At 67.7% G+C, this 24,162-nt stretch carries 20 protein-coding genes; 8 read left to right on the top strand and 12 right to left on the bottom strand.

The features are described from left to right. Nucleotides 1-16: 16 nt before the first annotated feature. Both ccmB and ccmA read right to left on the bottom strand, forming a co-directional pair. Complete coding sequence (gene ccmB, locus EH199_RS09485) at nucleotides 17-679, bottom strand: heme exporter protein CcmB (RefSeq protein WP_124809011.1); 663 nt, start codon at nucleotides 677-679, stop codon at nucleotides 17-19. Continuing rightward, nucleotides 676-1,251, bottom strand: a complete 576-nt coding sequence (gene ccmA / locus EH199_RS09480; RefSeq protein ID WP_124809010.1) for a heme ABC exporter ATP-binding protein CcmA — start codon at nucleotides 1,249-1,251, stop codon at nucleotides 676-678. Before ccmA ends, ccmB begins: the two co-directional genes overlap by 4 nt. A gap of 11 nt (nucleotides 1,252-1,262) precedes the next feature. On the opposite strand from ccmA, the gene EH199_RS09475 reads away from it, so the two are divergent. Next, complete coding sequence (locus EH199_RS09475) at nucleotides 1,263-1,589, top strand: 4a-hydroxytetrahydrobiopterin dehydratase (RefSeq protein ID WP_223806590.1); 327 nt, start codon at nucleotides 1,263-1,265, stop codon at nucleotides 1,587-1,589. 115 nt (nucleotides 1,590-1,704) lie between these two features. Here EH199_RS09475 and EH199_RS09470 read toward each other — a convergent pair whose 3' ends face one another. Next, nucleotides 1,705-2,508: an SDR family oxidoreductase gene (locus EH199_RS09470; RefSeq protein ID WP_124809008.1), complete on the bottom strand. Its 804-nt coding sequence runs from the start codon at nucleotides 2,506-2,508 to the stop codon at nucleotides 1,705-1,707. A gap of 93 nt (nucleotides 2,509-2,601) precedes the next feature. Continuing rightward, nucleotides 2,602-3,219 (bottom strand): DNA-3-methyladenine glycosylase, encoded by a 618-nt coding sequence (locus EH199_RS09465; protein WP_124809007.1) that lies wholly within the window; start codon nucleotides 3,217-3,219, stop codon nucleotides 2,602-2,604. Nucleotides 3,220-3,333: 114 nt separating this feature from the next. Between EH199_RS09465 and EH199_RS09460 the strand changes: the two genes are divergently transcribed. Continuing rightward, a complete protein-coding gene (locus EH199_RS09460; protein ID WP_124809006.1) occupies nucleotides 3,334-3,651 on the top strand; it encodes a 2Fe-2S iron-sulfur cluster-binding protein in 318 nt (105 codons plus the stop codon). Nucleotides 3,652-3,802: 151 nt separating this feature from the next. Here EH199_RS09460 and argC read toward each other — a convergent pair whose 3' ends face one another. From argC to EH199_RS09445, 3 genes are all read right to left on the bottom strand, one after another. Next, on the bottom strand, nucleotides 3,803-4,732 hold the full coding sequence (gene argC / locus EH199_RS09455) for an N-acetyl-gamma-glutamyl-phosphate reductase (RefSeq protein ID WP_124809005.1): 930 nt from the start codon (nucleotides 4,730-4,732) through the stop codon (nucleotides 3,803-3,805). Next, the gene (locus tag EH199_RS09450; RefSeq protein ID WP_349676466.1) at nucleotides 4,729-5,106 is read right to left on the bottom strand and encodes an SH3 domain-containing protein; all 378 of its coding nucleotides are present in this window, start codon (nucleotides 5,104-5,106) and stop codon (nucleotides 4,729-4,731) included. The genes argC and EH199_RS09450 overlap by 4 nt, the downstream gene beginning before the upstream one ends. 94 nt (nucleotides 5,107-5,200) lie before the next feature. Continuing rightward, on the bottom strand, nucleotides 5,201-6,607 hold the full coding sequence (locus tag EH199_RS09445) for a M17 family metallopeptidase (RefSeq protein WP_124809073.1): 1,407 nt from the start codon (nucleotides 6,605-6,607) through the stop codon (nucleotides 5,201-5,203). Between the two features lie 51 nt (nucleotides 6,608-6,658). Here EH199_RS09445 and EH199_RS09440 point away from each other — a divergent pair, with 51 nt between their 5' ends. The 5 genes from EH199_RS09440 (at nucleotide 6,659) to EH199_RS09420 (ending at nucleotide 11,224) form a co-directional block, all read left to right on the top strand. Continuing rightward, entirely contained in the window at nucleotides 6,659-7,513 is an 855-nt protein-coding gene (locus EH199_RS09440) for a DUF4163 domain-containing protein (protein ID WP_223806584.1), read from the top strand. Between the two features lie 37 nt (nucleotides 7,514-7,550). After that, nucleotides 7,551-8,381 carry a type I methionyl aminopeptidase gene (gene map / locus EH199_RS09435; protein WP_124809004.1) on the top strand — a complete coding sequence of 277 codons (831 nt, stop codon included), beginning with the start codon at nucleotides 7,551-7,553 and terminating at the stop codon, nucleotides 8,379-8,381. Between the two features lie 301 nt (nucleotides 8,382-8,682). Beyond that, nucleotides 8,683-9,021 carry a P-II family nitrogen regulator gene (locus tag EH199_RS09430; protein WP_124809003.1) on the top strand — a complete coding sequence of 113 codons (339 nt, stop codon included), beginning with the start codon at nucleotides 8,683-8,685 and terminating at the stop codon, nucleotides 9,019-9,021. A gap of 153 nt (nucleotides 9,022-9,174) precedes the next feature. Then, a complete protein-coding gene (gene glnA / locus EH199_RS09425; protein WP_124809002.1) occupies nucleotides 9,175-10,584 on the top strand; it encodes a type I glutamate--ammonia ligase in 1,410 nt (469 codons plus the stop codon). A 211-nt stretch (nucleotides 10,585-10,795) separates the two neighbouring features. Next, nucleotides 10,796-11,224, top strand: a complete 429-nt coding sequence (locus EH199_RS09420) for a hypothetical protein (RefSeq protein ID WP_223806583.1) — start codon at nucleotides 10,796-10,798, stop codon at nucleotides 11,222-11,224. Between the two features lie 73 nt (nucleotides 11,225-11,297). Here EH199_RS09420 and EH199_RS09415 read toward each other — a convergent pair whose 3' ends face one another. Beyond that, nucleotides 11,298-13,517, bottom strand: a complete 2,220-nt coding sequence (locus EH199_RS09415; RefSeq protein WP_223806582.1) for a bifunctional diguanylate cyclase/phosphodiesterase — start codon at nucleotides 13,515-13,517, stop codon at nucleotides 11,298-11,300. A 240-nt stretch (nucleotides 13,518-13,757) separates the two neighbouring features. Between EH199_RS09415 and EH199_RS09410 the strand changes: the two genes are divergently transcribed. Further along, a complete protein-coding gene (locus EH199_RS09410) occupies nucleotides 13,758-15,185 on the top strand; it encodes an aldehyde dehydrogenase family protein (RefSeq protein ID WP_124809000.1) in 1,428 nt (475 codons plus the stop codon). A gap of 225 nt (nucleotides 15,186-15,410) precedes the next feature. On the opposite strand, the gene EH199_RS09405 is transcribed toward EH199_RS09410, so the two are convergent. The 4 genes from EH199_RS09405 to EH199_RS09390 form a co-directional block, all read right to left on the bottom strand. After that, the gene (locus EH199_RS09405) at nucleotides 15,411-16,745 is read right to left on the bottom strand and encodes a glycosyltransferase (RefSeq protein WP_124808999.1); all 1,335 of its coding nucleotides are present in this window, start codon (nucleotides 16,743-16,745) and stop codon (nucleotides 15,411-15,413) included. A gap of 63 nt (nucleotides 16,746-16,808) precedes the next feature. Beyond that, a complete protein-coding gene (locus EH199_RS09400; protein WP_124808998.1) occupies nucleotides 16,809-21,050 on the bottom strand; it encodes a translocation/assembly module TamB domain-containing protein in 4,242 nt (1,413 codons plus the stop codon). Next, nucleotides 21,050-23,299, bottom strand: coding sequence for an autotransporter assembly complex family protein (locus tag EH199_RS09395; protein ID WP_223806581.1), 2,250 nt, complete (start codon nucleotides 23,297-23,299; stop codon nucleotides 21,050-21,052). Before EH199_RS09395 ends, EH199_RS09400 begins: the two co-directional genes overlap by 1 nt. 16 nt (nucleotides 23,300-23,315) lie before the next feature. Beyond that, nucleotides 23,316-24,158, bottom strand: coding sequence for an arginyltransferase (locus tag EH199_RS09390; RefSeq protein ID WP_124808997.1), 843 nt, complete (start codon nucleotides 24,156-24,158; stop codon nucleotides 23,316-23,318). Nucleotides 24,159-24,162: the final 4 nt, after the last annotated feature.

Below are 24,162 nucleotides of genomic sequence, written 5' to 3'. Positions count from 1 at the left end.
ATCGTTCCGGACCGCTTTATTCCCGGCCGGCGCGGATGGCCGCGCCCCCGGCGAAGGGCGCGATGGCCAGCGCGGCCAGGCTTGTCGCGGCGAGCAGCAGCAGGCCACCCTCGCCGCCGGGCTGGAGCGAGCCCGCGCCGAAGATCAGCAGCGGCACCGCCAGCGGGATCGCCAGCAGCCCCCCCAGCGCCGCACCCGCGCGCAGGCCGGCGGTAAGCGCGGCGATGGTCACGCCGATCGCGGCCAACCCCGGCGTGCCCAGCAGCAGCCCCAGTTCGACCACGCGCAACTGCCCGGCATCGAGCGAAAGCAGCCCGGCGGAAAGCGGCGCGGCGAGCAGCAGCGGCACCCCGAAGCTGATCCAGTGGGCGATGATCCGCACCAGCAGCAGCGCCTCTTCAGCAATGCCGCGCAAGGCCCATTGATCAAAGAAACCCGCCTCGAGGTCCGGTTCCACCAGCCGGTCGAGCGGGAGGATCGCGGCGAGCAACGCCGCCACCCAGATCACGCCCGCGCCGGTGCGGCCGAGCAGCCGCGCGTCCGGCCCCACCGCGAAGGGAAACAGCATGGCGACCGCGAGGAAGAACAGCAGCGGCAGCACCGCCCCGCCCCGCCCCTGCGCGCCGCGCAGCAGCAGCGCCAGATCGCGCGTGAAGATCGGCCAGAGACGCGCGATCATGCGACGTAATCCCGCAGCGCCAGCTGTCGCACCCCGGCGAGCGCGAGCGGCTGGTGCGAAGCGATCACCACCGCGCCGCCGCCCGCAAGATGCGCGGCGATGCGCTCCTGCGCCACGGCGGCCCATTGCGTGTCCAGCCCGTTGAGCGGTTCGTCGAGCAGCCAGATCGCGGCATGGCTGGCGGCCACGCGGGCCAGCGCGGCGCGCTTGCGCTGACCGGTGGACAAGTAGCGCACCGGCACGTCGAGCAGGTCTTCGAGGCCGAAATCCGCGCCCTCGTCCCCGCTGCCGTCGACCCGTCGCCAGAACGCCAGCGCCGCGCCCAACGGCTGGTGCCCGTCCAGCGCGAGCCGTTCGTCCGACAGCGCCAGCGCACCCTCGCGCTCCACCGTGCCGGCAAAGGGCCGGAGCAGGCCGGCGAGAATGCGGATCAGGCTGGACTTGCCGATACCGTTCGGCCCGGCAAGGTGCAGCGCCTCGCCCCCCTGCAACGCGAACGACAGCCCCTTGAACAGCAACCGGTCGCCGCGCCGGCAGGCGATGTCACGGGCAGCGAGATGGCAGGCTTGCATGGACCGGCTCGATAGGGGAAAGCGCGGCAACTGCCAAGGAGAGCCAGATGTCGATTGCCCGCCTGACCGACGCCGAACGCGACGAAGCCCTGGCCCGCCTGCCCGGCTGGGCGCTGCGGGAGGACGGCCTCGCCATCGTCAAGACCTTCCGCTTCGCCGATTTCGCCGAGGCCTTCGGCTTCATGGCGCGCGTGGCGATCCATGCCGAAAAGGCGGATCACCACCCCGAATGGTTCAACGTGTACAACCGCGTGGACATCACGCTGACCACGCACGACGCCGGTGGCCTGAGCACGCGCGATGTGGCGCTGGCGACGGTGATCGAGGGGTTCGCCTAAATCGTCATTGCGAGGGGCGAAGCCCCGCGGCAATCCAGAGTCGCGCGCTGGACTCTGGATTGCTTCGCTACGCTCGCAATGACGAAGCGCGTCGGATCACCTCATCGCTCCGGGATCAGCCCCCCAGCGGGCGCAGGCTGGCCCTGCCCTGCTTGCGCACGCGGCCGGGCAGCCAGCGCGCCCCGAAGGCCAGCTTGCGCGCGGTAGCGCCGACCAGCGTGTGCAGCGTCTGGCCGTGGATGGCCGCCCATGCCGCGTCCGCCACTTGCGAAACCGGCGTGATTTCCAGCCCGGCTTCCTTGACACGGCCGCGAATATCCTCGTTCGAGGCCCGGTTCGGTGCGTGATCGAGCAATGGCGTATCGATGAAGCCGGGCATCAGATCGCGGACCTCGATGCCGTCGGGCGCCCATTCGGCATCGAGCGATTCGGTTAGCCCGCGCACCCCGAACTTGGTGGCGGTATAGACCGAGGCGCCGGGCGTGCCATAGATGCCGGCCGCGCTGGCAGTGTTGAGCAGGCAGCTTCCCGGCGCGCTCCGCTTGAGCCAGGGATAGGCGGCCTGCGCCCCGAAGATCACGCCCTTAAGGTTGATGTCGAGCGTGCGCTCGACCTCGTCCACGCCCAGGTCGGCGAGCTGCCCGCCGATGGGGATGCCGGCATTGTTGAACACCACGTCGATACCGCCCCCGGCGGCGCGCGCGAAATCGGCCAGCGCCGCATCCCATGCAGCGCGATCGCGCACGTCGAGCTTGTGGATCGAACTGGCACCCGCCGGCAGGAGCGCGGCGGTTTCCGCCATGCCCGCCTCGTTGATATCGGCGATACCCACGAACCAGCCTTCGCGCCCGAACCGCTGCGCCACGGCGCGGCCGATGCCCGATGCGCCGCCGGTGATGAAGATTGCCTTGCGTGCCATGAATGCCCAAGCCCCTCCGTAATTGGCCGTTCAAATTGCGTTGTTATGCGCAACTCATCCTACAGCGGCGGCGAACTTACAAGATGCGAGCGGTCAGAGCGCGGGGTTGTTGTAGCAGTGCCATGTGAAGATCGCCGCCGCGCCGCGATGGGGGCGCCAGTCCTCGGCCAGGGCGCGGGTGCTTTTTTCGTCGGGCCGCTCCTCCAGCCCCAGCAGCTTGCCGAGGCCGACCTGCACCGCCAGATCGCCTGCCGGCCAGATGTCGGGCCGCCCTTCCGCGAACAGCAGGTAGATTTCGGCGGACCAGCGGCCGATGCCCTTGATCCGCACGAGTTCGGCGATCGCCTCCTCGTCATCCGCCGGCAGGTTTTCGAGATCGAGCGCGCCGGACACAACCAGTTCGCACAGCGACCGGGCATAGCCCTGCTTCTGGCGCGACAGGCCGCAGGCGCGCAGCGCGTCGAAATCGGCGGCGAGCAGATCGTGCGGCGGCATGTCGTCGCCCAGCAGCGCCTCCAGCTTGGCCCAGACCGACGCCGCCGCCGAAACGCTGACCTGCTGGCCGACGATGGTGCGCAGCAAGGTGCGGTAGCCGGTGGCGCGGATGCGCGGTTCCGGATAGCCGACGCGGCCAAGCGCGGTCGCAATCCGGGGCGAACGCGCGGCGATGTGATCGAGCCCGGTGGCAATGGCATCGGCAGTCAAACCCACGGGCGTTCCATCCTTTCGCGCAGACCGGCTTGCCAAAGCCGGGGGCACTCATTAGCAGCCGCTTCCAAACGGGAACAGGGGGGCGGATTCCGTCCCTGAACGGAGACGCAAGCGATGCCCAAGATTGTCGTTGTCAATCGTGCTGGTGAAGAAAAGACCGTGGACGCCGACGCCGGCCTTTCGGTGATGGAAGCGATCCGCGACAACGGTTTCGACGAACTGCTGGCGCTGTGCGGCGGCTGCTGCTCGTGCGCGACCTGCCACGTCTATGTCGACCCTGCCTTCGCCGGCAAGATCGCGCCGATGAGCGAAGACGAGAACGACCTGCTCGACAGCTCGGACCACCGCAACGACCAGTCGCGCCTGTCCTGCCAGATCCAGATCACCGGCGAACTGGAAGGCCTGAAGATCACCATCGCGCCGGAAGACTGAGTACCAACCGTCATCCCGAGGTCCGTCATCCCGGCGCAGGCCGGGATCTCGGGCCGTTGATGGAAACCCCTGATAGGTTCGGCCCGGCCGCCTGAGATTCCAGCTTTCGCTGGGATGCCGGGGGAGTGGGATGACGGGCAGGCGGATGCCCCTACAGGCGCAGACCCGCCGTCTCTTCGAGGCCGGCGATCAGGTTGAGGCTTTGCACCGCCGCGCCGCTGGCGCCCTTGCCAAGATTGTCGAGTCGCGCCACCAGCCGCGCCTGCGCACCGTCGGCGCTGGCGATGACGTGCAGTTCCAGCCCGTCCCACGGCTCCATCGATCCGCGCAGCAGCAGTTCGCCGTCCGCCGGCGGCTCCTGCGCCACCGTGATGATGGGCGAGCCGGCGTAGAACTGCGTCAGCGCCGCGCGCAGCAGATCGGGCGCGGGGTTGCCGGGAATGATCGACAGCGGCAGCGGCACTTCCACGATCATGCCGCGATGCGCCGGTACCACCGCCGGGCTGAACAGCGGCGCGATGGCGAGGTGCGCGTATTGCTGCATTTCCGGAACGTGCTTGTGCCCGAACGCCAGGCCATAGCCACGCCAGGCGATGTCGCGGTCCTGTTCGAAGCGGGCGATCAGCGCCTTGCCGCCGCCCGAATAGCCGGACACAGCGTTGCAGCTATAAGGCCACGCCGTAGGCAGCAGGCCCGCGCGCACCAGCGGCGCGACCAGCGCGATGAAGCCGGTGGGGTAGCAGCCCGGATTGGAAATGCGCTTGGCATTGGCGACCGCTTCGCGCCCGACGATCTCGGGCAGCCCATAGGTCCACCCTTCCGCCACGCGGTGCGCGGTGGAGGCATCGATCACGCGGGTGCGGTCGTTGGCGATCATCGCCACGGCCGCCTTCGCCGCATCATCGGGCAAGCACAGGATCACGACATCGGCAGCGTTGATCGCCTCGGCCCGCGCGGCATCGTCCTTGCGACGCGCCTCATCCAGCGCGATCAGGGTGAATTCGGGCCGGTCGGCCAACCGATCGGCGATCTCGAGGCCGGTCGTGCCCGCGGCGCCATCGATGAAGACGGAGGTGGTCACGCGCCCGGCTCCGCCAGCGCGGCCAGCGGAACGTAGCCGACCAGCCCGTCCACGCCGACCTGCCCCCAGGCCCAGTTGCCCGCCATGTCGAGCACGTTGAACACGGTGCCCGCATCCAGCGGCGCCATCACATCGGCATCGTCACGCCCGGCGCGGCGCAGCTCGGTTCCGCCCGCCGCGATCACGCGCGGCAGCGGCACCGAATAGTGCGGCACGAAGACTTTACCCGCCAGACGGATGTGCGCCAGATCGCCTCGCACCGGGATATGGTCCGCTTCCAGGCGCGGCACCGGGCCTGACAGCGCGAGCTGTTCGGCGGGCACGGCATCGCCCGAAAGGGCGGACTGGTCGATCAAGGCGGACTCGATGGTCAATTCGGCATGTCCCCGGAAGCGGAAAAGCGCGCGCTTATACGGCCCGGCCCCCTCATTCAAGGGCTGGCCCTTCCGCTCCGGTCCGTCGGACGCGCTACGCCGGCTGGCCATAGCGGTCGAGCAGCAGCCCCCAGGCCGCACGCAGGCCCAGCGCCTCGCCCCCCTTGGGCCGCCCCGGCTTGGCCGCCGGACGCCACGCGAAAGTATCGAAATGCACCCAGTCGATCCCCTCGCCCACGAAGCGATCGAGGAACAGCGCGGCGACGCTCGATCCGGCGAAACCATTGGCGTGGCTGTTCATGATGTCGGCCACGTCGGACTTCAGGTATTCGCGATAGCCATCGTGCAGCGGCAGGCGCCAGCACGGATCGTCGCGCTCCAGCCCGGCGCGCAGCAGGGCCTCGGCCGTGCCGTCCTGCCGCGCGAACATCGCGGGCAAGTCCGGCCCCAGCGCGACGCGGGCCGCGCCGGTCAGCGTGGCGAAATCGATCACGAGTTCAGGCTTGTCCTCGCTGGCGCGCGCGAGCGCGTCGCCCAGCACCAGCCGCCCTTCCGCATCGGTGTTGGTGATCTCCACGCTCATCCCCTGCCGCGTGCGCAGAATGTCGCCGGGCCGGAAGGCGTTGCCGGAAATCGCGTTTTCCACCGCTGGAACAAGCAGATGCAGGTTTATCCTGAGACCGGCTTGCATGATCAGGCCGGCCAGCGCCAGCGCGTGCGCGGCACCGCCCATGTCCTTCTTCATCAGCGCCATGCCCGAGGACGGCTTGATGTCCAGCCCGCCCGAATCGAAGCACACGCCCTTGCCCACCACGGCAACGCGCGGGTGCTTCGGATCGCCCCAGACCAGCTCGATCAGGCGCGGGGCATGGCTGCGCGCGGCGGCGCGGCCGACGGCATGGACCATCGGGTAGTCGCGCTCCAGCACATCCCCGGCGAAGACGTGGATCTGCGCGTGATGCGCCTTGGCGAGCGCCCGCGCCTCGGCTTCGAGCTGCGCCGGCCCCATGTCTTCGGCGGGCGTGTTGACCAGATCGCGCACGATGGTGACCGCCGCCGCCTCGGCCAGCGCCGGATCGATCGCCTTGGCATCCTTGATCAGCAGCACGCGCGGTTCGCCGCCACTGGCATCCTTGCGGTAGCGGTCGAAACGGTACTGACCGGCCACCCAGCCGTGCAGCGCCTTGCCAGCCTCTCCGTTCGCCAGCCGGTACGTGCCGCCGGGCAGGGTTTCGGCGAGCTTCGCCAGGCACCAGCTGGTGAGCGCCGTGCCATCGGCAACGCCGCCGGCCGCGAACCAGCCATCGCCATCGGGCAGGATCGCGACTTCGCCGGCCGTGCCTTCGAACTTCTGCGCGGCCAGGATCGCGCGGTGGCCGGGGGAGCGCGCCTTCTGCCATGCGGCGAAGGACGCCTTGTCGACCAGGTGGAGCGCGGTGGCGGCCTGTCCCCGGTCAGGTTGGATCAATGTGGGCTGGTTCAAGGGCGTGCGGTCGTTCATGTTGCGGCGGACCTTGCCGCAGCCGTGCGGCAAGCGCGAGAGGAAATTGCGATGAAGCACCCGGTTGCCGTTTCGATCACGACCCTGTCCATCGCCCCCGTCCTGTTCGGCGCGATGCTGGCGACGGGCGCGTGCAGCAAACCGGCACCCGCCACGCAACCGGGTGCGGCGGCATCCTCGTCGCACACGCTGACCGCTCCCCCGACGCCGCCCGCCCCGCCCCAGCCCATGCCGGCCGTGGCGCGCAAGGTTTCCGAAAACAACGATCTCTACGAGTTCGACTATGCCTATCCGGCAGCGGCCGGCGCGATCCCGGCGCTGCGCGACCAGCTCGACAAGGACCTGATCGAGAAGAAGCAGGGCCTGGTCAACGAAGCCAGCGACGACCGCAAGCAAGCCAAGGCGAACGACTATCCCTTCCACGCCCATTCGCTTTCGCTCGACTGGAAGGTCGTAACCGACCTGCCCGGCTGGCTGAGCCTGTCGACGATCGTGGGCAGCTATTCGGGCGGCGCACACCCGAACTACGTCTATGACACGGTTTTGTGGGACAAGGCCGCCGGTCAGCGCCGTGGCGTGGCAGACCTGTTCACCTCGAAAGCCGCTCTGTCGCAGGCGATCCGTCAGCCGTTCTGCGCCGAACTCAACCGCCAGCGCGCGAAGAAGCGCGGCGAACCGGTGCCCGCGAACAGCGATTCCGAATTCGACGCCTGCATCGATCCGGTGGGCGAGACGGTGATCCTGGGGTCGGCCGGCAAGCAGGGCTTCGACCGCATCGGCGTGCTGGTGGCGCCATACGATGCCGGCCCCTATGCCGAAGGCTCGTATGAAGTGACCGTCCCGGTGACGAGCGCGGTGCTTGCCGCGGTGAAGCCGGAATACCGGGCCGCATTCAGAACGCGATGATCTCGCATTTTCGCGGGACACGCGCTATATAGCCGACATGACCCAGTATGTGATCGCAGACGATACCGAAGTCCTCCCGCGCGACGGGACCATCAAGCTTCATGGCCCGGCCGGGTTCGAGGGCATGCGCAAGGCCGGCCGCCTTGCCGCCGAAATCCTCGACGCGCTGGCCCCACTGGTGCAGCCGGGCGTGACCACGGCTGCGCTGGACGACGTGGTGCGGCAGATGACGCTGGACGCCGGCGCCGTGCCCGCCACGATGGGCTATCGCGGTTATGCGCATTCGTGCTGCATCTCGATCAACCATGTCGTGTGCCACGGCATCCCTTCGGACAAGACGCTGAAGGACGGCGATATCGTCAATATCGACGTGACCCCGCTGCTGGACGGCTGGCATGGCGATTCCAGCCGCATGTACCTGGTCGGCGACGTGCCGCTGAAGGCGCGGCGGCTGGTGGACGTGACTTACGAATGCCTGATGATCGGCATCGAACACGCCAGGCCCGGCGCGCGGCTGGGCGATATCGGCGCGGCGATCCAGGCCCATGCCGAACGGCAGCGCTATGGCGTGGTGCGCGACTTCTGCGGGCACGGGCTGGGCCGCCTGTTCCACGACGCGCCGGAAGTGGTCCATGTCGGCCGCCCCGGCACCGGCCCCGAACTGCGCCCGGGCATGTTCTTCACGATCGAGCCGATGATCAACCTGGGCAAGCCCGCCGTGAAGATTCTCGACGACGGCTGGACGGCGGTGACGCGCGACCGTTCGCTTTCGGCGCAGTTCGAACATTCCATCGGCATCACCGAGGATGGCTGCGAGATTTTCACGGCCAGCCCGAAGGGACTTCACCGACCGCCCTATTCGGCCTGAAGGTCGCTTCGGGCGGTCTGCCTGCCTGCTTTTTGAGCAGGGCTGCGCAAATTTTATGCATCTTTCGATCAACCGCGCGCAACTTGCAAAATGTTGCCCGCGGGCTGTCGATTCAATTCTTTCGCCACCCCCCGATTTTCCCGCTTTCCCGCCCTGCGGCGATGGCCTAGTGCAATCAAACAGCGCGTGGCACGATTCTTGTTAGTACCGTGTCACAGGGACAACCGCCGGACTCTGGCGCGAACAAGGTCGCAGATCGTGTCGCTTGGAGTTTGGCCCGTGTTGCAGGGGTCTGAACGACGTGAAAAAGGTCGAGGCGATCATCAAGCCCTTCAAGCTCGATGAAGTGAAGGAAGCGCTGCACGAAATCGGCGTTTCGGGTATTACAGTCACGGAAGCCAAGGGTTTCGGGCGCCAGAAGGGCCATACCGAACTTTATCGCGGCGCCGAATACGTCGTGGACTTTCTGCCGAAAGTGAAGCTCGAAGTCGTGGTGGCAGACGCCCTGGTCGACCGGGTGGTGGAGGCGATCGCCGCCGCCGCACAGACCGGCCGCATCGGCGATGGCAAGATTTTCGTGATCCCCGTGGAAGGCGTGCTGCGCATCCGCACCGGCGAACGCGATGACGCCGCCCTCTGACAGGGCGGTTTTCTGACAGGCTTGTCCGCCTGCCCGGCGCCACGGAGCCGGGCGGGCGGGCTCCCTCTTGGGAGGCTGGCTCAGGGACCGTCAGCCTTCAAGAGACTATCACCCCGAATGCCCCGATGAGGGGGGCAAGAAGAAGGACCAGCGATGGCAAGTGCAAAGGACATCCTCGCCCGTATCAAGGACGAGGAAATCGAGTGGGTCGATCTCCGCTTCACCGATCCCAAGGGCAAGTGGCAGCACCTGACCATGGTTGCTTCCATCCTGGGTGAAGACGAACTCGAAGACGGCCTGATGTTCGACGGTTCGTCGATCGAAGGCTGGAAGGCCATCAACGAGTCCGACATGATCCTCAAGCCGGATCTCGACGCGGTCTACATCGATCCGTTCAGCGCGACGCCGATGATGATCCTGGTCTGCGACATCGTCGAACCCTCGACCGGCGAACTCTATGCCCGCGACCCGCGTTCGACCGCTAAGCGCGCCGAAGCCTTCGTCAAGTCCTCGGGCATCGGCGATACCGTCTATGTCGGTCCGGAAGCCGAGTTCTTCGTGTTCGACGACGTGAAGTTCTACGACGGCTACAACGGCAACGGCTTCTCGATCGACGACATCGAACTGCCGACCAATTCGAACAAGGACTACGAAGGCGGCAACCTGGCGCACCGTCCGCGCGCCAAGGGCGGCTACTTCCCGGTCGCCCCGGTCGACAGCCTGGTCGATGTGCGTGGCGAAATGGTCTCGACCATGATCGAGATGGGTCTGCCCTGCGACAAGCACCACCACGAAGTGGCCTCGGCGCAGCACGAACTGGGCCTGACCTTCGGCACGCTCGTGACCACCGCCGACCGCATGCAGGTCTACAAGTACGTGGTGCAGCAGGTCGCGCACGCTTATGGCAAGACCGCCACGTTCATGCCGAAGCCGATCAAGACCGACAACGGTTCGGGCATGCACACCCACATCTCGATCTGGGACGCGGGCAAGCCCCTGTTCGCCGGCAACGGCTATGCCGGCCTGTCGGACATGTGCCTGTACTTCATCGGCGGCGTGATCAAGCACGCCAAGGCGCTGAACGCCTTCACCAACCCGACCACCAACAGCTACAAGCGCCTAGTGCCGGGCTATGAAGCCCCGGTGCTGCTCGCCTATTCGGCGCGCAACCGTTCGGCTTCGTGCCGCATCCCCTATGGCGCCGGCGACAAGGCCAAGCGCGTGGAATTCCGCTTCCCCGACGCGATGGCCAACCCCTACCTGTGCTACGCCGCGCTGCTCATGGCCGGTCTCGACGGGATCAAGAACAAGATCCACCCGGGCGAAGCGATGGACAAGAACCTTTACGATCTGCCGCCGGAAGAACTCGCCGCCGTGCCGACCGTCTGCGGTTCGCTGCGCGAAGCGCTGGACGCGCTGAGCGCCGACCACGACTTCCTGATCCAGGGTGGCGTGTTCACCAAGGACCAGATCGAAGCCTACATCGAACTGAAGTGGCCGGAAGTGATGCGCTGGGAAACCACGCCGTCGGCCGTCGAGTTCGACATGTACTACAGCGCCTGATCCGCGCCGCCCGCAAGGGACACGATCACCAGGGGGCGTCCGGACTTCGGTCCGGGCGCCCTTTGCTTTGGCGATTGTATCGCTTGCAAAGACGGAGCGCGGAAAGCCCACTCCGCTGCGCCTAACGCCGCCTGCGGCGGCGCAAGCCTCGTTCCCCTCCCGCTGGCGGGAGGGGTTTGGGGTGGGAAACTCCACGAGGCAGGCTGGAAGGGTGCACGCCGCCCACCCCGTGTCACTGGCCTGCGCCGGCCATAACGCCTATCGGTGGGCGATGGCCCGCCAGTACGATTTCCGCCCTGCCCGCGCCCTGCGCATCCACTGCCCCGTGGCGGAGCCGGTCCTGGCGCGCCTGCTCGCGGGCGATCGCCAAGCGCTGGAGGACGACCCGGCGCTGGCGGCCATGCTCGCGATCGTGCGGGGCGATAATCCACTGGGCGATTTCGGTCTCTATCGCGGCGTCATGGAGCTCGCGCCCGGCTGGGAGCTGTTCACGCCGACGGCCACTGCCCGTCCCACGGCCGGCGCCGCCGATGAAAACGCGGTGTCATCCACCGTGATCCTGACCGTCCACCTGCCGCACGATGCGCCGCAGGACCGGATCGATGCCGCGATCGGCGCGATCCTGCGCGCCCATCCCTAGGAAGTGCCGGTGATCGAGCTGACCGAAACGCGGCTGGTAATGCGCGCGCCGGAAGCGGGCTGAAAGCGGGTGCTTACCCGACGAGCCGCCGCGTAGCGCTCTCCTGGGCGTCGCGGGTCAATAGCGCGAACGCCTCCTGCGGCGCGAGCGCGGCCCAGAACAGGTGCCCCTGCACCAGCTCGCAGCCGGCCGCCTGGACGAGCTGGCGCTGGACATCGGTTTCGACGCCTTCGGCCACGACCTTCATCCGCAAGGTGTGGCCGAGCGAGACGATCGCGCAGAGGATCGAGTGGGCGTCGACATCGCCTTCGACATTCTGCACGAACGACCGGTCGATCTTGATCCGGTCGAACTGGAACGAACGCAGGTAGCTGAGGCTCGAATAGCCGATGCCGAAATCGTCAAGCGCGATGCGGAAGCCCATGCCGTTGAGTTCGCGCAGCACCGAGAAAACGTGCTCGCTGCGATCCAGCATCACGCCTTCGGTGACTTCCAGCACCACCCGGCGCGGGTCCATGCCGGTTTCGGCCAGGATGGTGCGCAGCGTGACGAGGAAATCGCTGGCCATGATCTGCAAGGGCGAGAGGTTGACCGAGATGTCGCACGGCCAGGCGTGGCATTCGTTGAACACCCGCCGCAGCACCCAGTTGCCCAGCGGGATCATCAGGCCCGCCTGTTCCGCCACGGGCACGAACAGGCCCGGCCGGATTTCCCCGCGATCGGGATGATACCAGCGCAGCAGCGCCTCGAAGCCGTGGATGCCGCCATCGGGCAGCCCGATGATAGGCTGGAACGCCACCGACAGTTCTTCTCGCGCGATGGCGCGGCGCAGTTCCATTTCCATTTCACGCCGCAGTTTCAGGCTGGCGTCCATATCGCGAGTGAAGCGGCGGTAGCGCGCGCGGCCGCGCTGCTTGGCGCGATAGAGCGCGATATCGGCGCGGCGCAGCAGTTCGCCCGGATCCTCGCTCTGCTCCGGCCCCCAGCTGATCCCGCACGAGCAGGTGACTTCCAGCGTGTTGCCGGAAATCAGGAAGGGTTCGCGCATCAGATCCATGATCTGGGTGCCCAGCTCGTCGGCCGTAGCGCGTCCGCCGGGCGATCGGCGCATCAGCACGAATTCGTCGCCGCCGAAGCGCGACAGGAAGTCGGTGGACGGCAAGGCCCGGCGCAGGCGCATGGCCACCTGCCGCACCAGTTCGTCGCCGACGTGATGCCCCAGCGTATCGTTGACGACCTTGAAGCTGTCGATATCGAGATAGGCGACGAACACGTCGCCCAGGCGCTGATCGTTGATGCAGGCCGAAAGCTCCTGCCGCAGTCGCTGCATGTAATGCACGCGGTTGGGCAGGCCCGACATCGCGTCGTGCATCGCGTTGTGCTGGGCTTGCGCTTCGCTCGCCACCAGTTCGCGCGTGGTGCGCATGTGACGGCGCACGATCATCACGCCACCGAGCAGCACCCCCACGAAGAACAGGATAAAGGCCGAAAGCAAGGGCGCGGTCCGCCGGATGATCGCTTCGCCGGGGCGGCGCGCCGCCCAATCGAGCCAGCCGATGGTCTGGCCGCTGGGATCGGCGATCGGCGTGCCGTTGCGCGCCTGGTCCGCGGACGGCGGACCATCGCTCACCCGCATATCGTCGAGCAGCACCGCGCGGCTGAGTTCCTGCAGCAGGGTTTCGTCCATGGTCCGGACGAGCAGCACGTAGTTGGGAGCGCGCTGCAACAGGTCAACGTGCGAATCGGGTATGATCGCGGCGACGGTCATGATCGCCAGCCGCCCCTGGTACCGGGAAAATTCGTAAAGCCCGCGCTCCATCGGGTAGCCGCGCCGGTCGACCGGCCACTTGCCGTCTTCGAGCGTGATCCACTGCGCGATATCTCCATCGTCCCGGCTTTCGCCGCGCGTGCGCGCGATCAGGCGGGCAACACGCGTTTGCAGGCCGGCGTAGCGGTCGGCGGGCGCATCCTCGCCCCGCTCCCACCCGCGCACCAGCGAACCATCGGCACGCACCAGAAAAACGTGATCGGCGCGCTGGCTGCCCCAGAAAAAGTAGCCGAGGTAGGTCCGCGTCCAGACCGGATCGTCGCCGAGCACCGCATGGCGCATGGCGTCATCCCAGGTCTGCTGCAGCTTCTGCGCCGCGAGTATCCGTTTGGCCGAGCTGTCGAGATAGTGCGCGACTCGGACGCGTTCGTCGCTCTGCGCCAGTTCGTCGGCGATGCGAGTCGAGTTGCTGAACGAGGCCACCAGGGCGACCGACAGCGCCACCAGCGCGAGGAAAGTGGCCACGACAATCCAACTGGAGCGCAACACGCCCGCCGTGCGCCGCAGCGCCGTTGCCCGTGACAGATACCCAATCGCCATGCATCGGGACGGTAGAGGCCCTATCCGAACAAATGGTTAGCGCGGCACTATCCATCGCCAACGATTTTGCACGTCCGGACGGTTGCAATCGGCTACTCAAACTTGCAAATCTGCGATGGCCTTCCTAATTGTTCGTAAGACTAACTTTTTCAGCGGGAGTAAGATATGCGCGAAAGGCTTCAGCACTATATCGACGGCAAATGGGTCGACAGCGAGGGCGGCCGTCGCCACGAGGTCATCAATCCCGCCACCGAGGAACCCTGCGCGGTCGTGATGCTGGGCAGCCAGGCCGATGTCGACAAGGCCGTTGCCGCCGCCAAGCGCGCCTTCACCACGTTCAGCAAAACGCCGGTGGCCGAGCGCAAGGCTCTGCTGGAACGCATCATCGCCGAATACAAGAAGCGGATCCCCGATTTCGCCGCCGCGATCAGCGAGGAAATGGGCGCACCCGTCAGCTTCGCCGGCACGGCGCAGGTTGGCGCGGGCATCGGCTACATGCTGGGCACGCTGGAAGCGCTGGACGGCTTCGAATGGGAAGAAGCGATTCCCGGCACGCCCAACGCGCGCATGGTCCACGAACCCGTCGGCGTGGTCGCGGCGATCACGCCGTGGAACTGGCCGCTCAACCAGATCTGCGCCAAGATCGCGCCGTGCATCGCGGCGGGCAACACCGTGGTGCTCAAGCCTTCGGAAGAATGCCCGACCAACGCGGCGATCTTCGCCGAAGTGCTGGACGCGGCCGGCGTTCCGGCAGGCGTGTTCAACCTCGTGCAGGGTGATGGCCCCGGCGTGGGCGTGGCGCTGACCGTGCATCCGGACGTCGACATGGTGAGCTTCACCGGTTCGACCCGCGCGGGCATCCAGATTGCCAAGAATGCGGCCGAAACCGTCAAACGCGTGCATCAGGAACTGGGCGGCAAGGCGCCGAACCTCGTGCTCGAAGACGCCGATTTTGCCACCCACCTGCCGCCGACGCTGCAGGGCGTGGTTGCCAACACCGGCCAGAGCTGCATCGCGCCGACCCGCCTGCTGGTCCCCGCGGCGCGCAAGGCCGAAGCCGAGGCGTTCGTGAAGAACTACTTCGCGGTCGTAAAGGTCGGCAGCCCGGCCGACGAAGGCGCGCATATCGGCCCCGTCGTCAACAAGGCGCAGTGGAGCAAGGTGCAGAGCCTGATCGACGCCTCGATCTCCGAAGGCGCGAACCTGCTGGAAGGCGGCCCCGGCCTGCCGGACAACGTCAACCGCGGCTACTTCATCCGCCCGACGGTGTTTTCCGACGTGACGCCGGACATGACCATCTTCAAGGAGGAAACCTTCGGCCCGGTGGCGACGATCACCACCTATACCGACCTCGATGAAGCGATCGATCTGGCCAACAAGACCAGCTACGGCCTGTCTGCCACCGTCAGCGGCACGCCGGAATCGGCCGCCGACGTGGTCGGCCAACTGCGCGCGGGCCTGGTCACGGTGAACGGCTGGGCCGGCGTGAAGGGCGGCGCGTTCGGTGGCTACAAGCAGTCGGGCAACGGCCGCGAGGGCGGCAAGTACGGCCTCAAGGACTTCATGGAAGTGAAGACCATCGCCCAGTTCTGATTCCAGATTCTGATTTCCGGTACGCCGGAACGAAAGGGCCGGTGCATCCGCAGGGAAGCGCCGGCCTTTGCCGTTCGGGTTTGGAGGAGCCCACCCCCAACCCCTCCCGCAAGCGGGAGGGGAGAATTCGGGATATCCCCTCCCGCTTGCGGGAGGGGCAGCGAGACTTGCGCCGCCGCAGGCGGTGTTAGTCGCAGCGGGGTGGGCAGCACCCCATCGCCCGGATCAGCCGGCCTGCCGCCAGCGGCGGGCACCCTCCGCCGCCTCCAGCGCGCGGGCGCGGCCGTTCATCGCGCCGGTGATGCCGGCGATCGCGCTGTTGAGCGCGCGGGCGGCATAGCGGCGCGCATGTTGCGCCAGCGCCTGTTCGCGGGTGGCGGCGGCGTCCATCGCGCGGGGATAGATCTCGCCCAGCAGGCAATCGAACGTCGCTTTCCAGCTGAACCGGTCGACCACGTGTGCCCGCGCCGCGGCGCGCATCGCGGCGTAATCGCCCTGCCAGACCTCCATCACCAGCCGCGCCATCGCGTCCACGTCATCCACCGGCGCCAGCCGCCCCAGTGCGGGCGTGACTCTTTCCAGCATCGCGCCCGAGGCGACGCCGACCACCGGCAGGCCGCTCGCCTGCGCTTCCAGCACCGAGATGCCGAAGGTCTCGTCCGCCATGGCGGAGACATAGATGTCGGCCGATGCCAGCAGCCGCGCCAGTTCGGCGCGATCGCCGACGAAGCCCTGGAACGCCACGGGAAGCCCGCGCGCTTCCTCCACCATCCGGTCGCGCAGCTTGCCATCGCCGATCAGCAGCAGCGCGGCCCCGCAATCGGCCGGCAGCGCGCGGAACATCGCCAGCAGCCGGTCGGCGCGCTTTTCGTTGTCCAGCCGCCCGGCATAGACCAGCAGCGGCCCCTGCCCTTCCAGACCCAGCCGCGCGCGCAATCCGGGATCGCGGCGATCGGGGTGGAACACCGCCGGATCGACTCCAAGCGCCAGTTCGTCCACATGCTCGACGCCATAGGACGTCAGCATCGCGCGCATGTCCTGCCCCAGCGTATAGACCCGGTCGAATTCGCGATAGGTCGCTTCGGCATAGCCGGCGCTGACCTTGCGCAGTCCGCGCGCGACGAAATCGCCGAACAGTTCCGAACCGACGCGATAGACGTGGGCATTGGGAAAATCGGTGTGATAGCCGGCGACCAGTGTGGTGCGCGGGAACGCGCGGCGGTGATCGATCGCGGTCCAGGGCAGCACCCAGGGGCACAGCGATTCGATCACATCGGGCTGGTAGCGCGCCAGCACCGCGCGCACCGCCGCCGTGCGCAGGATGAAGCGGTAATTGGGGCTGCCCCGCACCGGATCGGCGCCGATCTCCACCCAGATATGGCGGCCGTTCTCCACCACCCGGTCCTCGGCGCCCGGCACGATCTGCAACAGCCGGTGCCCGGTATGCTCCAGCACATGCGCACGCTTTTCGCGCAGATACGTGCCGATGCCGCCGCCGCCCTGGGGGGCATAGCTTTGCGTGAGGTCACAGATCAGGAGTTCGTTGCCGGCGATGGTCACGGATCCCTTCAATCGATCCGTTATGACTCTTTCGCGACCGCAGGCAAAATTCCTTGAACGGCGTCAATAATCCTTGCTGACGCGCAAGTTCAGACTCTCGTCCCCGATCGTTGCCACGGAGGCGAGCAGCGCCAGCCAGCGGGTGATGCGGAATTCAACGGACGTGGCGTTGTAGCCACGCCCGTCGGTGACCAGTTCGACGAAGAACTTGCGGCCGAGGTACTTGCCGGCGGCGACGCTGGTGCCGCGCGGAATCGAGGCATCGGCGTTGAGGATGCGCAAGCGGTCGAGCCCGATGGCGCTGCGCAGCTTGTTGATCGGATCCAGCCCGCCGCCGCCGCGCAGCGATGCCAGCGCGGCGGCAAGCTGCACCGCTTCCGGCGCCGAAATCTGCGTGATCGAGCTGCCGAACAGCAGGCGGCTGAGCAGTTCCTCTTCGGGCAGCGAAGGCGTGGAGGAGAAGGCGATCACCGGCTTCATCCCCGATCCGGTGATCGTGATCGTAGCGCTGACGCCGTTGGCATCGCCGCTGGCCGCGATATCCAGCCGGGGATCGATCGGCACTTCGCCGGCGAAGCGGATGCGGCCGCGCGTGAGGTCGAAGCGCTTGCCGGCGAATTCGTAGCCGCCGCGCACCAGATCGGCGCTGCCGAATATCTGCGGGTTGGCGGTGGTCCCGCGCAGGCGGATGTCCGCGCCCCATTCGCTGTCCAGCCCCAGCCCGCGCACGTCGATGCGGTTGGCGCCGGAGGCGTCGATCAGGAACGTCCATGGCGTGGACGGCGTGCGCGCCGGCGCGACGTCGGCACGCGGGTTGATCTCGCGTGTGGGGATCGAGGGCAGCTCCGCCACCGCGCTGGCGCTGCCGAGCGCCCAGCGCGCCTGTTCGATGCGCACACGCCCGGCGATGGTGCCGCCGATGCCATCGCTGACGATGCGCAGCGGGCCGGTCACCGTGGCCGCCATGTCATCCCGGTTGACGATGCGCGCGTTCTGCGCGGCCATGCGCAGATCGAGCGCGACGCCGCGCGAGACGATGTTGGACAGATCGATGGTGCCGCTGCCGGTAACCTTGCCGCCATTGGCGGTGGTGCCGGCGAAACGGTTCAGCGACAGGCGCGAATCGTTGAACGTGCCGCTCGCCTGGATGTTCTGGATGTCGGTGCCGATCACGCTGCTCTGCACGCGCAGGTCCTTGCTCGCGATGGCGCCGACGAACGTGGGATCGTCGAGCGTGCCGGTGATGTCGGCGCGCGCGCCGATGGTGCCGGTCAGGTCCATGAAGTCCACCGCCGCGAGGCGCCAGAGCGTTTCGGCCGGTCCGCCATAGCGGACCTGCGCCTGCAGGCGGCCGCCGCGCAGGCGCTCCAGCACGGTGCCGCCACGCGGCAGGCCGGAGAGAAGCGCCTGCACCCCGCCGCGCACGGTGCCGCCGTCCCGCCCGCCATCCTTGAACACCGCGCGCGCCTGCAGCGCCGACGGATCGAGATCGGCAACCAGCGAAAGGTTCATCGGCCGCGAGGTGAGCACGAGGCCCGAGCGCGTCAGCCCGCGCACCTGCACCGCCGCATGGCCGGACGGCGCCCCGGTATGATCGTTGCGATAGTCGATCACGCCTGAAAGCGCCCCGCCCAGGCCCAGGTCCGCCACCACGATATCCGCCAGCGACAGCGGCATCCGCGCGATCTGGAGCTTCAGTTCGGTCGGCCCGCCCAGCACGTGCCCTTCGGCGATGACAGCGCCGCGCCCGAAATTGACCTGCGTCGGTTGCAGTCGCCAGCCTTCGCCCTCGCGCTCCAGCACCGCGCGGCGCGGCATCTGGATCGCGCGGCCGGAGTAATCTCCCGAAGCGAGCGCGACGATCTTGTCCGGCGCAATCGAGGCCGTGCCCTGCATGGCGAAGCGCGTGCCGCGCCGCCCGGCGATGGAGGCCGTGACGCTGCCCGCGCCGTTGACGAGCTTCGCGTTCACGGCCAGCCGCCCGATGAACAGCTGCCCCGCGCCGATGCCCTCGATATGCGCGGTGGCGTCGATCGTGCTCTTGCCCTCGGCCAGGAAGCCGTTCACCTCGACCTTGCCGTTGCCAATGGAAATCGGCCGCGCGCCGCCGAAGCGGGCGTTGCGCGCCGTGACCAGTGCGGTGATCGCCTGCCCGCCTTCCTTTGGATCGAGCCGGACGGTGCCATCGATCCCGCCGCCCGTGATCGCCAGATCGCCGCTGACGCCGGCCGTGGCAAGATCGAGCCCGCCGGTGATTTCCGTCTGCCAGACCTTGAAGTGCTCGATCGCGATCCGCGTCAGCCCCTTGGGCGGCGATTGCAGGCCCAGCACGCCATCGAACGGCCCCAGCGTGGAATCGCCCTTCGTTTCGATCCGGAACCCGTCGGCCACGGGGGACAGCGCCACGCGCACGTCCTTGAGGCCGGCGGCGGGCAAGGGATTGGCAAAGACCAGCACGGCGGACGGACCATCCTTGGCCACGGCCGCGTCGATGGTGAAATCGCCATAGTCGAGATGGCGCCCCTTGCCGACCACGGTGGTCCGGCCATCGGGGTGGACCTGCCCGTTCAGGGCAATGGCCAGCTTGCGCGAGGACAGGCGCGCATCACTGAACCGCAGCGGGATCAGCGCGCCGGTGACGACGCCACCGGAAAAGCGGATGTTGCCGCCGGTCAGGTTGGCCAGCGTGCCGTTGTCGATCCGCGCCATGCGCCCCGCCGCGTTGGCGCGCAGCGACCAGGGCACGCCGTTGCCCATGCCGAACACGATCTTGGCATCGGCATCGACCAGCCCCAGATTGGGCAGCGCGAAGCCGCGCGCGGTGACCGGCCCGGCCAGCGCGTACATGCCCTTGGCCATGTCGCTGCGCAGCACCAGCCGCGCCGCCAGCCCCTTGAGATCGATCGCGAGCTGTTCCGAGGAAAGCTGGCTGCCCTGCACGACCAGATCGCCCTTTACGCTGGCGCCGACGAAGCGCGGGTCGATCATGCCGTTGCCGGTCACCACCTTCTTCGCGGTGACGGCCAGCGGCAGCAGCAGGCGCTTGCCGTTCCAGTTGGCGATACCGGCGGTGTGCAGCCCTTCGGCCTGCGTGGTGCCGCTCTTCAGCCGGTCGATGGTGAAATCGTGGCGGATGGCGAGATCGCGGAGCGGCCCATCGAGCGTGGCGGCAAGGCGCACGCCGGCGAGTTCGGGCGAGGCCATCACCAGATCGGGCCGGCGCAGATCGGCCTTGAGCGCCAGCTGATCGACCCGGTTGTCGGTAAGATCAACCGCGCCCTGCCCCGTGGCGCGGAACGCCGCGCCGCCCACGTAATAGCGCCCGTCCAGCGTCGAATCCGCGAAGGTGCCCTGGTAGAACAGCGAAAGCTTGTTCCCCACGATGCGGCGTGCGGCGCCGGCCAACAGCGCTTCGGGGAAGACCTGCCCGGCCACAGTGTACGTGCCGGCGCGGTTGTCGATCAGGAAGCCGGCCAGCCGTTCGCCGTCCCGCCGGGCCACGGCCCAGCCGTGCCACGCGCGGAACCGGCCCTTGCCCGCCACTTTCGCCACGATATCGCTTTTTACGCCGGTCAGTGCCGACAGCAGACCGCCGCGCGGCGCGGCATAATCGAGCGCGAGATCGAACTTGTCGCGATCCGGCTCGCTATCAAGGTGCAGCGCCAACCGGTCCTTGCCGCCCAGCCGGCCGTTGGCGTCGATCAGGGTGCGGCCCGAGCGGACATCGGCGCGCGCGGTCAGATCGACGCGGCGTCTTTCCCCCATCACGCCCGGCGCGATGGTAAGGGCATCGATCTCCAGCCGATCGACGCGGATATTGAACGACGGCAGGATCGGCGCGTTGGGATCACCCGGCTTCAGCTGCGGCCGGCGCAGCAGGGTACCCCGGTGCAGCGCGAGCGTGCGGATGTCGAGCGTGTTGACCGTCCAGGCGTAGGGCCGCCAGTCCAGATCGACATCGGGAACGGTCAGGAACGGGCCGTTGGGATCGCTGAGCACCAGATCCTTGAGTCCGGCCTTGCCGAACAGCGAACCGTCGATCCGGCCCACGGTGATGCGCAGGCCCGAGGCGGGGGCCAGCGTGGCGATCCGATCGGCGACGAAGCGGTGGCCGATCGGCGAATCGAGTACGAGCAAGGCGCCCAGCAGCGCCATTGCCAGCACGGCCAGAACCGCACCGATCCGCCGCGTCCAGCGCCAAAAGAAGCCGGATGCCGGCAGGGGCGGCGGCGGAGGCGGTGGCGGCGGGGGACCGGCATCGGGGCCTTCCGGCGGCAACGCGGCGGGCACGGTGTCGTCCGCCATCAGAACGCCTGCCCCAGCGCGACATAGACGCCGATGCGGCTATCGCCCTTCGACGGATTGAGCGGCGTGCCGAGATCGATGCGGATCGGGCCGAAGTTGGTCTGGTAGCGGATGCCCACCCCGACGCCGACCTTGATATCGCGGAAGCGCGGTGTCGTGGTTTCGTCCACCGCGCCGGCATCGACGAACGGCACGACGCTGACCGCACCGCCCATCAGCCCGGTCTTGACGCGCGCTTCGAGCGAGAATTCGGTCAGCGAACGACCGCCGCTGGGCGCGCCGGTCGTGTCACGCGGGCCGATCTGCTGATAGCCATAGCCGCGCACCGACGATCCGCCGCCGGCATAGAACCGGCGCGACGGCGCGATGCTGGCGATGTCCGCACCCTGGATCGCGCCGAACCGCACGCGGCCGGCCATGACCACGCTGTCGCTGACCGGGCGATAGAGGCTCGCGTCGAGCTGGACCTTCACATACGTCGAGTTCGCACCGGCCTGGCGCGAGATTTCGGGCGAGACACGCAGCGCCACGCGGAAACCGCGCGTGGGATCGAGCAGGCTGTCGCTGCCGTCATAAGCCCCGCGCAAGGGCAGCGCGCCGATGAAATAGGTCTTGCGCGGCTGGGTGCTGTCCTCGCGCTCGCTGGTGGCCACCACTTCGAGGCCCGCCGAATAGACCCACGGCTTCTGGAACAGCAGCGTCGTCTGCCGCTCGATGCTGCTGACCAGCGACAGGGTGCGCGCCTGATAGGCATCGCTCACCTTGGTCTGGGCATAGAGATCGGCGGTCAGCACCTGATCGCGCGTCAGGAAGTTGTTGCGGCGATAGATCACGCCCAGCAGCTGTTCGCGGGTGCCGGCCACGCCGCGCACGCGCACCATGCCTTCGGGCGGAATCAGGTTGCGGTGCTCCCAGCTCGCCTCGACCCGGAAGCCTTCGCCGCTGGAATAGCCGATCAGCGCCGCCACGGTGCGCTGCGGGGCCTTGGCCATATCGACATCGACATCGACCACGCCGGGCTTGCCGGCGGCGGGCGGCGTCACTTCGCGCGTCTTGACCGTGACCGAGGAGACGAGGCTGGTCGCCAGGATCGCCTGCCGCAGATCGTCGAGCATGGCGGTCTGATAGACATCGCCCGGCCGGAACCGCGCGATATGCTGGATATGGCGCGACCCCATGAAGCGCGGCATGCCGCTGACGACCTGCCCGAACACGTAGCGGCCGCCGCTCGTTACCGGCACCGTCAGATCGCCGGTGCGCGGCTCGTGATCGATCACCAGCGCCGGTTCGCCCACCTTGGCGAAGGCATAGCCGGTGTCGCCCAGCGTGGCGGCAAGATCGGCGCGCCCCTTGAGGATCTTCTCGGTGTTGACCGGATCGCCGACGCGGACACCAAAGGCCGCGCGCAGGGTCTCGTAGTCCGCACCCGTTCCGGCAATATCGCCGAGATCGATCTTCGCCAGGCGATACTGCGGCCCCGGCACCACATCGAACCGCACGACCACCTTGGACAGATCGATGGCATTGCGGCGCGGACCGCGCCGTGCCCCGTTGCCACCCTCCGCGCTGGCAGACGCCGCCGAAGCCGCCGCCTCGCTCTGCGGCGTGACGATCGACTGGTAAACCTCGGCGTCGTAATAGCCATAAGTGCGCAGGATTTCGACGATCAGGTCGCGATCGCTGCGCGCGCGGCGGGTCAGCTGGGCAAGGTTGTCCTCGTCATCGTCCAGCGAATGCAGGCTGGAGAGGCCGGAGAACCGCGAAACCAGTTCATCGCGTTCGGGGAAGGCATCGGTGGGCGAGAACGCCAGATCGACCTGCCCGCCGACGTGCGAGAGCGAGGCATCGGGGATCAGCGCGTTGCGCGCGCTTTCGACCTGCTGCTGTTCGCCATCCAGCGCATCGACCGCGCCATCCACCTGCTGCTGCGCCAGCGCGATGTCCGGATCGGGATCGAGCGGCTTGAACGGCGGAAGATCGGCGGTCTGCGGCCAATCGATGGTGATGCCGGGAATGTCGGTCAGCGCCTGCAACGGTTCGGTCGCGCCCAGCAGGGCGGCGACATCGGGCGCGGGCTGGCGCGCGGCATCGGTATCGAGCGCCCAGCTTTCGGGATTGTCGATCGCGGAATCGGGAATCAGGTCCTTGAGCGCCTGGTCGGTATCGCGCGATTGCGCCAGCGCCATCGGCGCGGGCACCAGCGCGAAAACGAGCGCCGCCGCGATGATCCGCGTCAGCGATCCAGACATCCGCAACGAAGCATGATCAGGCCGGACGGTAGATTTCCTGTCCGGCGTGCAGACCATCCTTGCCCCCGCGCTCGAAAGCGTCCTGCCGCGGGGTGGCCGCGCGATCAATGGCACTGGCCTGCTCATCAGTCGAGAAACGCTCCCAGCCATCGCGGCCAAGGCGTTCGAGCGGACGGAAGCGCACCTTGTACTGCATGCGCGAAGATCCTTCGACCCAATACCCCAGGTAGACGTAGGGCAGGCCGATTCTCGCCGCGTGCAGAATGTGATCGAGGATGATGTAGGTTCCAAGCCCGGTGCGCGTCTCGTGATGTGGATCGTAGAAACTGTAGATCATCGAAAGACCATCGCCCTGATGGTCGGTAAGGCAGGCTCCCACCAGTTTGCCCGGCGCGCCACCCACGCCCGGTTCCCTGTATTCAATCACATAGCTTCTGACTGGCGTATGTTCCACCATGTCAGCAAAATCCATCTCGTCCATCGCCGCCATGCCCCCATCGGGGTGGCGCGCCGACAGGTAACGCCGCAGGAGGTCAAACTGTTCCTGCGTCGACCACGGCTTGCATGCAGTAACAATCAGGTCCGAATTGGCCTTGATCGCCCGGCGCTGCGCCGAAGAGGGCTGAAATTCGTCCGACACGACGCGCACAGACACGCAGGCGGTGCAATCGATGCAGCTGGGGCGGTAGGCGACGGTCTGGCTGCGGCGGAAACCGATACGGCCCAGCGCGTCGTTCAGGTCGTCGGCATGCGGCCCCTTCAGCTCGGTGAACACCTTCCGTTCGCTCTTGCCCTCAAGATAGGGGCACGGCGCGGGGCTCGTCACGAAAAAGCGGGGAAAACGGACGGGCGCGGTCACGGCC

This window comes from Novosphingobium sp. LASN5T, from assembly GCF_003856955.1.
GTDB lineage: Bacteria > Pseudomonadota > Alphaproteobacteria > Sphingomonadales > Sphingomonadaceae > Novosphingobium.
This window is presented reverse-complemented; position numbering and strand designations above follow the sequence as displayed.

Excerpts from the sequence above, each read along its gene's own strand:
- EH199_RS09460 (WP_124809006.1), top strand. The coding sequence starts at position 3,334 with ATGCCCAAGATTGTCGTTGTCAATCGTGCTGGTGAAGAAAAGACCGTG.
- EH199_RS09400 (WP_124808998.1), bottom strand. The coding sequence starts at position 21,050 with ATGGCGGACGACACCGTGCCCGCCGCGTTGCCGCCGGAAGGCCCCGAT.
- ccmA (WP_124809010.1), bottom strand. The coding sequence starts at position 1,251 with ATGCAAGCCTGCCATCTCGCTGCCCGTGACATCGCCTGCCGGCGCGGC.
- map (WP_124809004.1), top strand. The coding sequence starts at position 7,551 with ATGACCCAGTATGTGATCGCAGACGATACCGAAGTCCTCCCGCGCGAC.
- EH199_RS09445 (WP_124809073.1), bottom strand. The coding sequence starts at position 6,607 with ATGAACGACCGCACGCCCTTGAACCAGCCCACATTGATCCAACCTGAC.
- EH199_RS09395 (WP_223806581.1), bottom strand. The coding sequence starts at position 23,299 with ATGTCTGGATCGCTGACGCGGATCATCGCGGCGGCGCTCGTTTTCGCG.
- EH199_RS09470 (WP_124809008.1), bottom strand. The coding sequence starts at position 2,508 with ATGGCACGCAAGGCAATCTTCATCACCGGCGGCGCATCGGGCATCGGC.
- EH199_RS09440 (WP_223806584.1), top strand. The coding sequence starts at position 6,659 with ATGAAGCACCCGGTTGCCGTTTCGATCACGACCCTGTCCATCGCCCCC.
- EH199_RS09410 (WP_124809000.1), top strand. The coding sequence starts at position 13,758 with ATGCGCGAAAGGCTTCAGCACTATATCGACGGCAAATGGGTCGACAGC.
- ccmB (WP_124809011.1), bottom strand. The coding sequence starts at position 679 with ATGATCGCGCGTCTCTGGCCGATCTTCACGCGCGATCTGGCGCTGCTG.
- glnA (WP_124809002.1), top strand. The coding sequence starts at position 9,175 with ATGGCAAGTGCAAAGGACATCCTCGCCCGTATCAAGGACGAGGAAATC.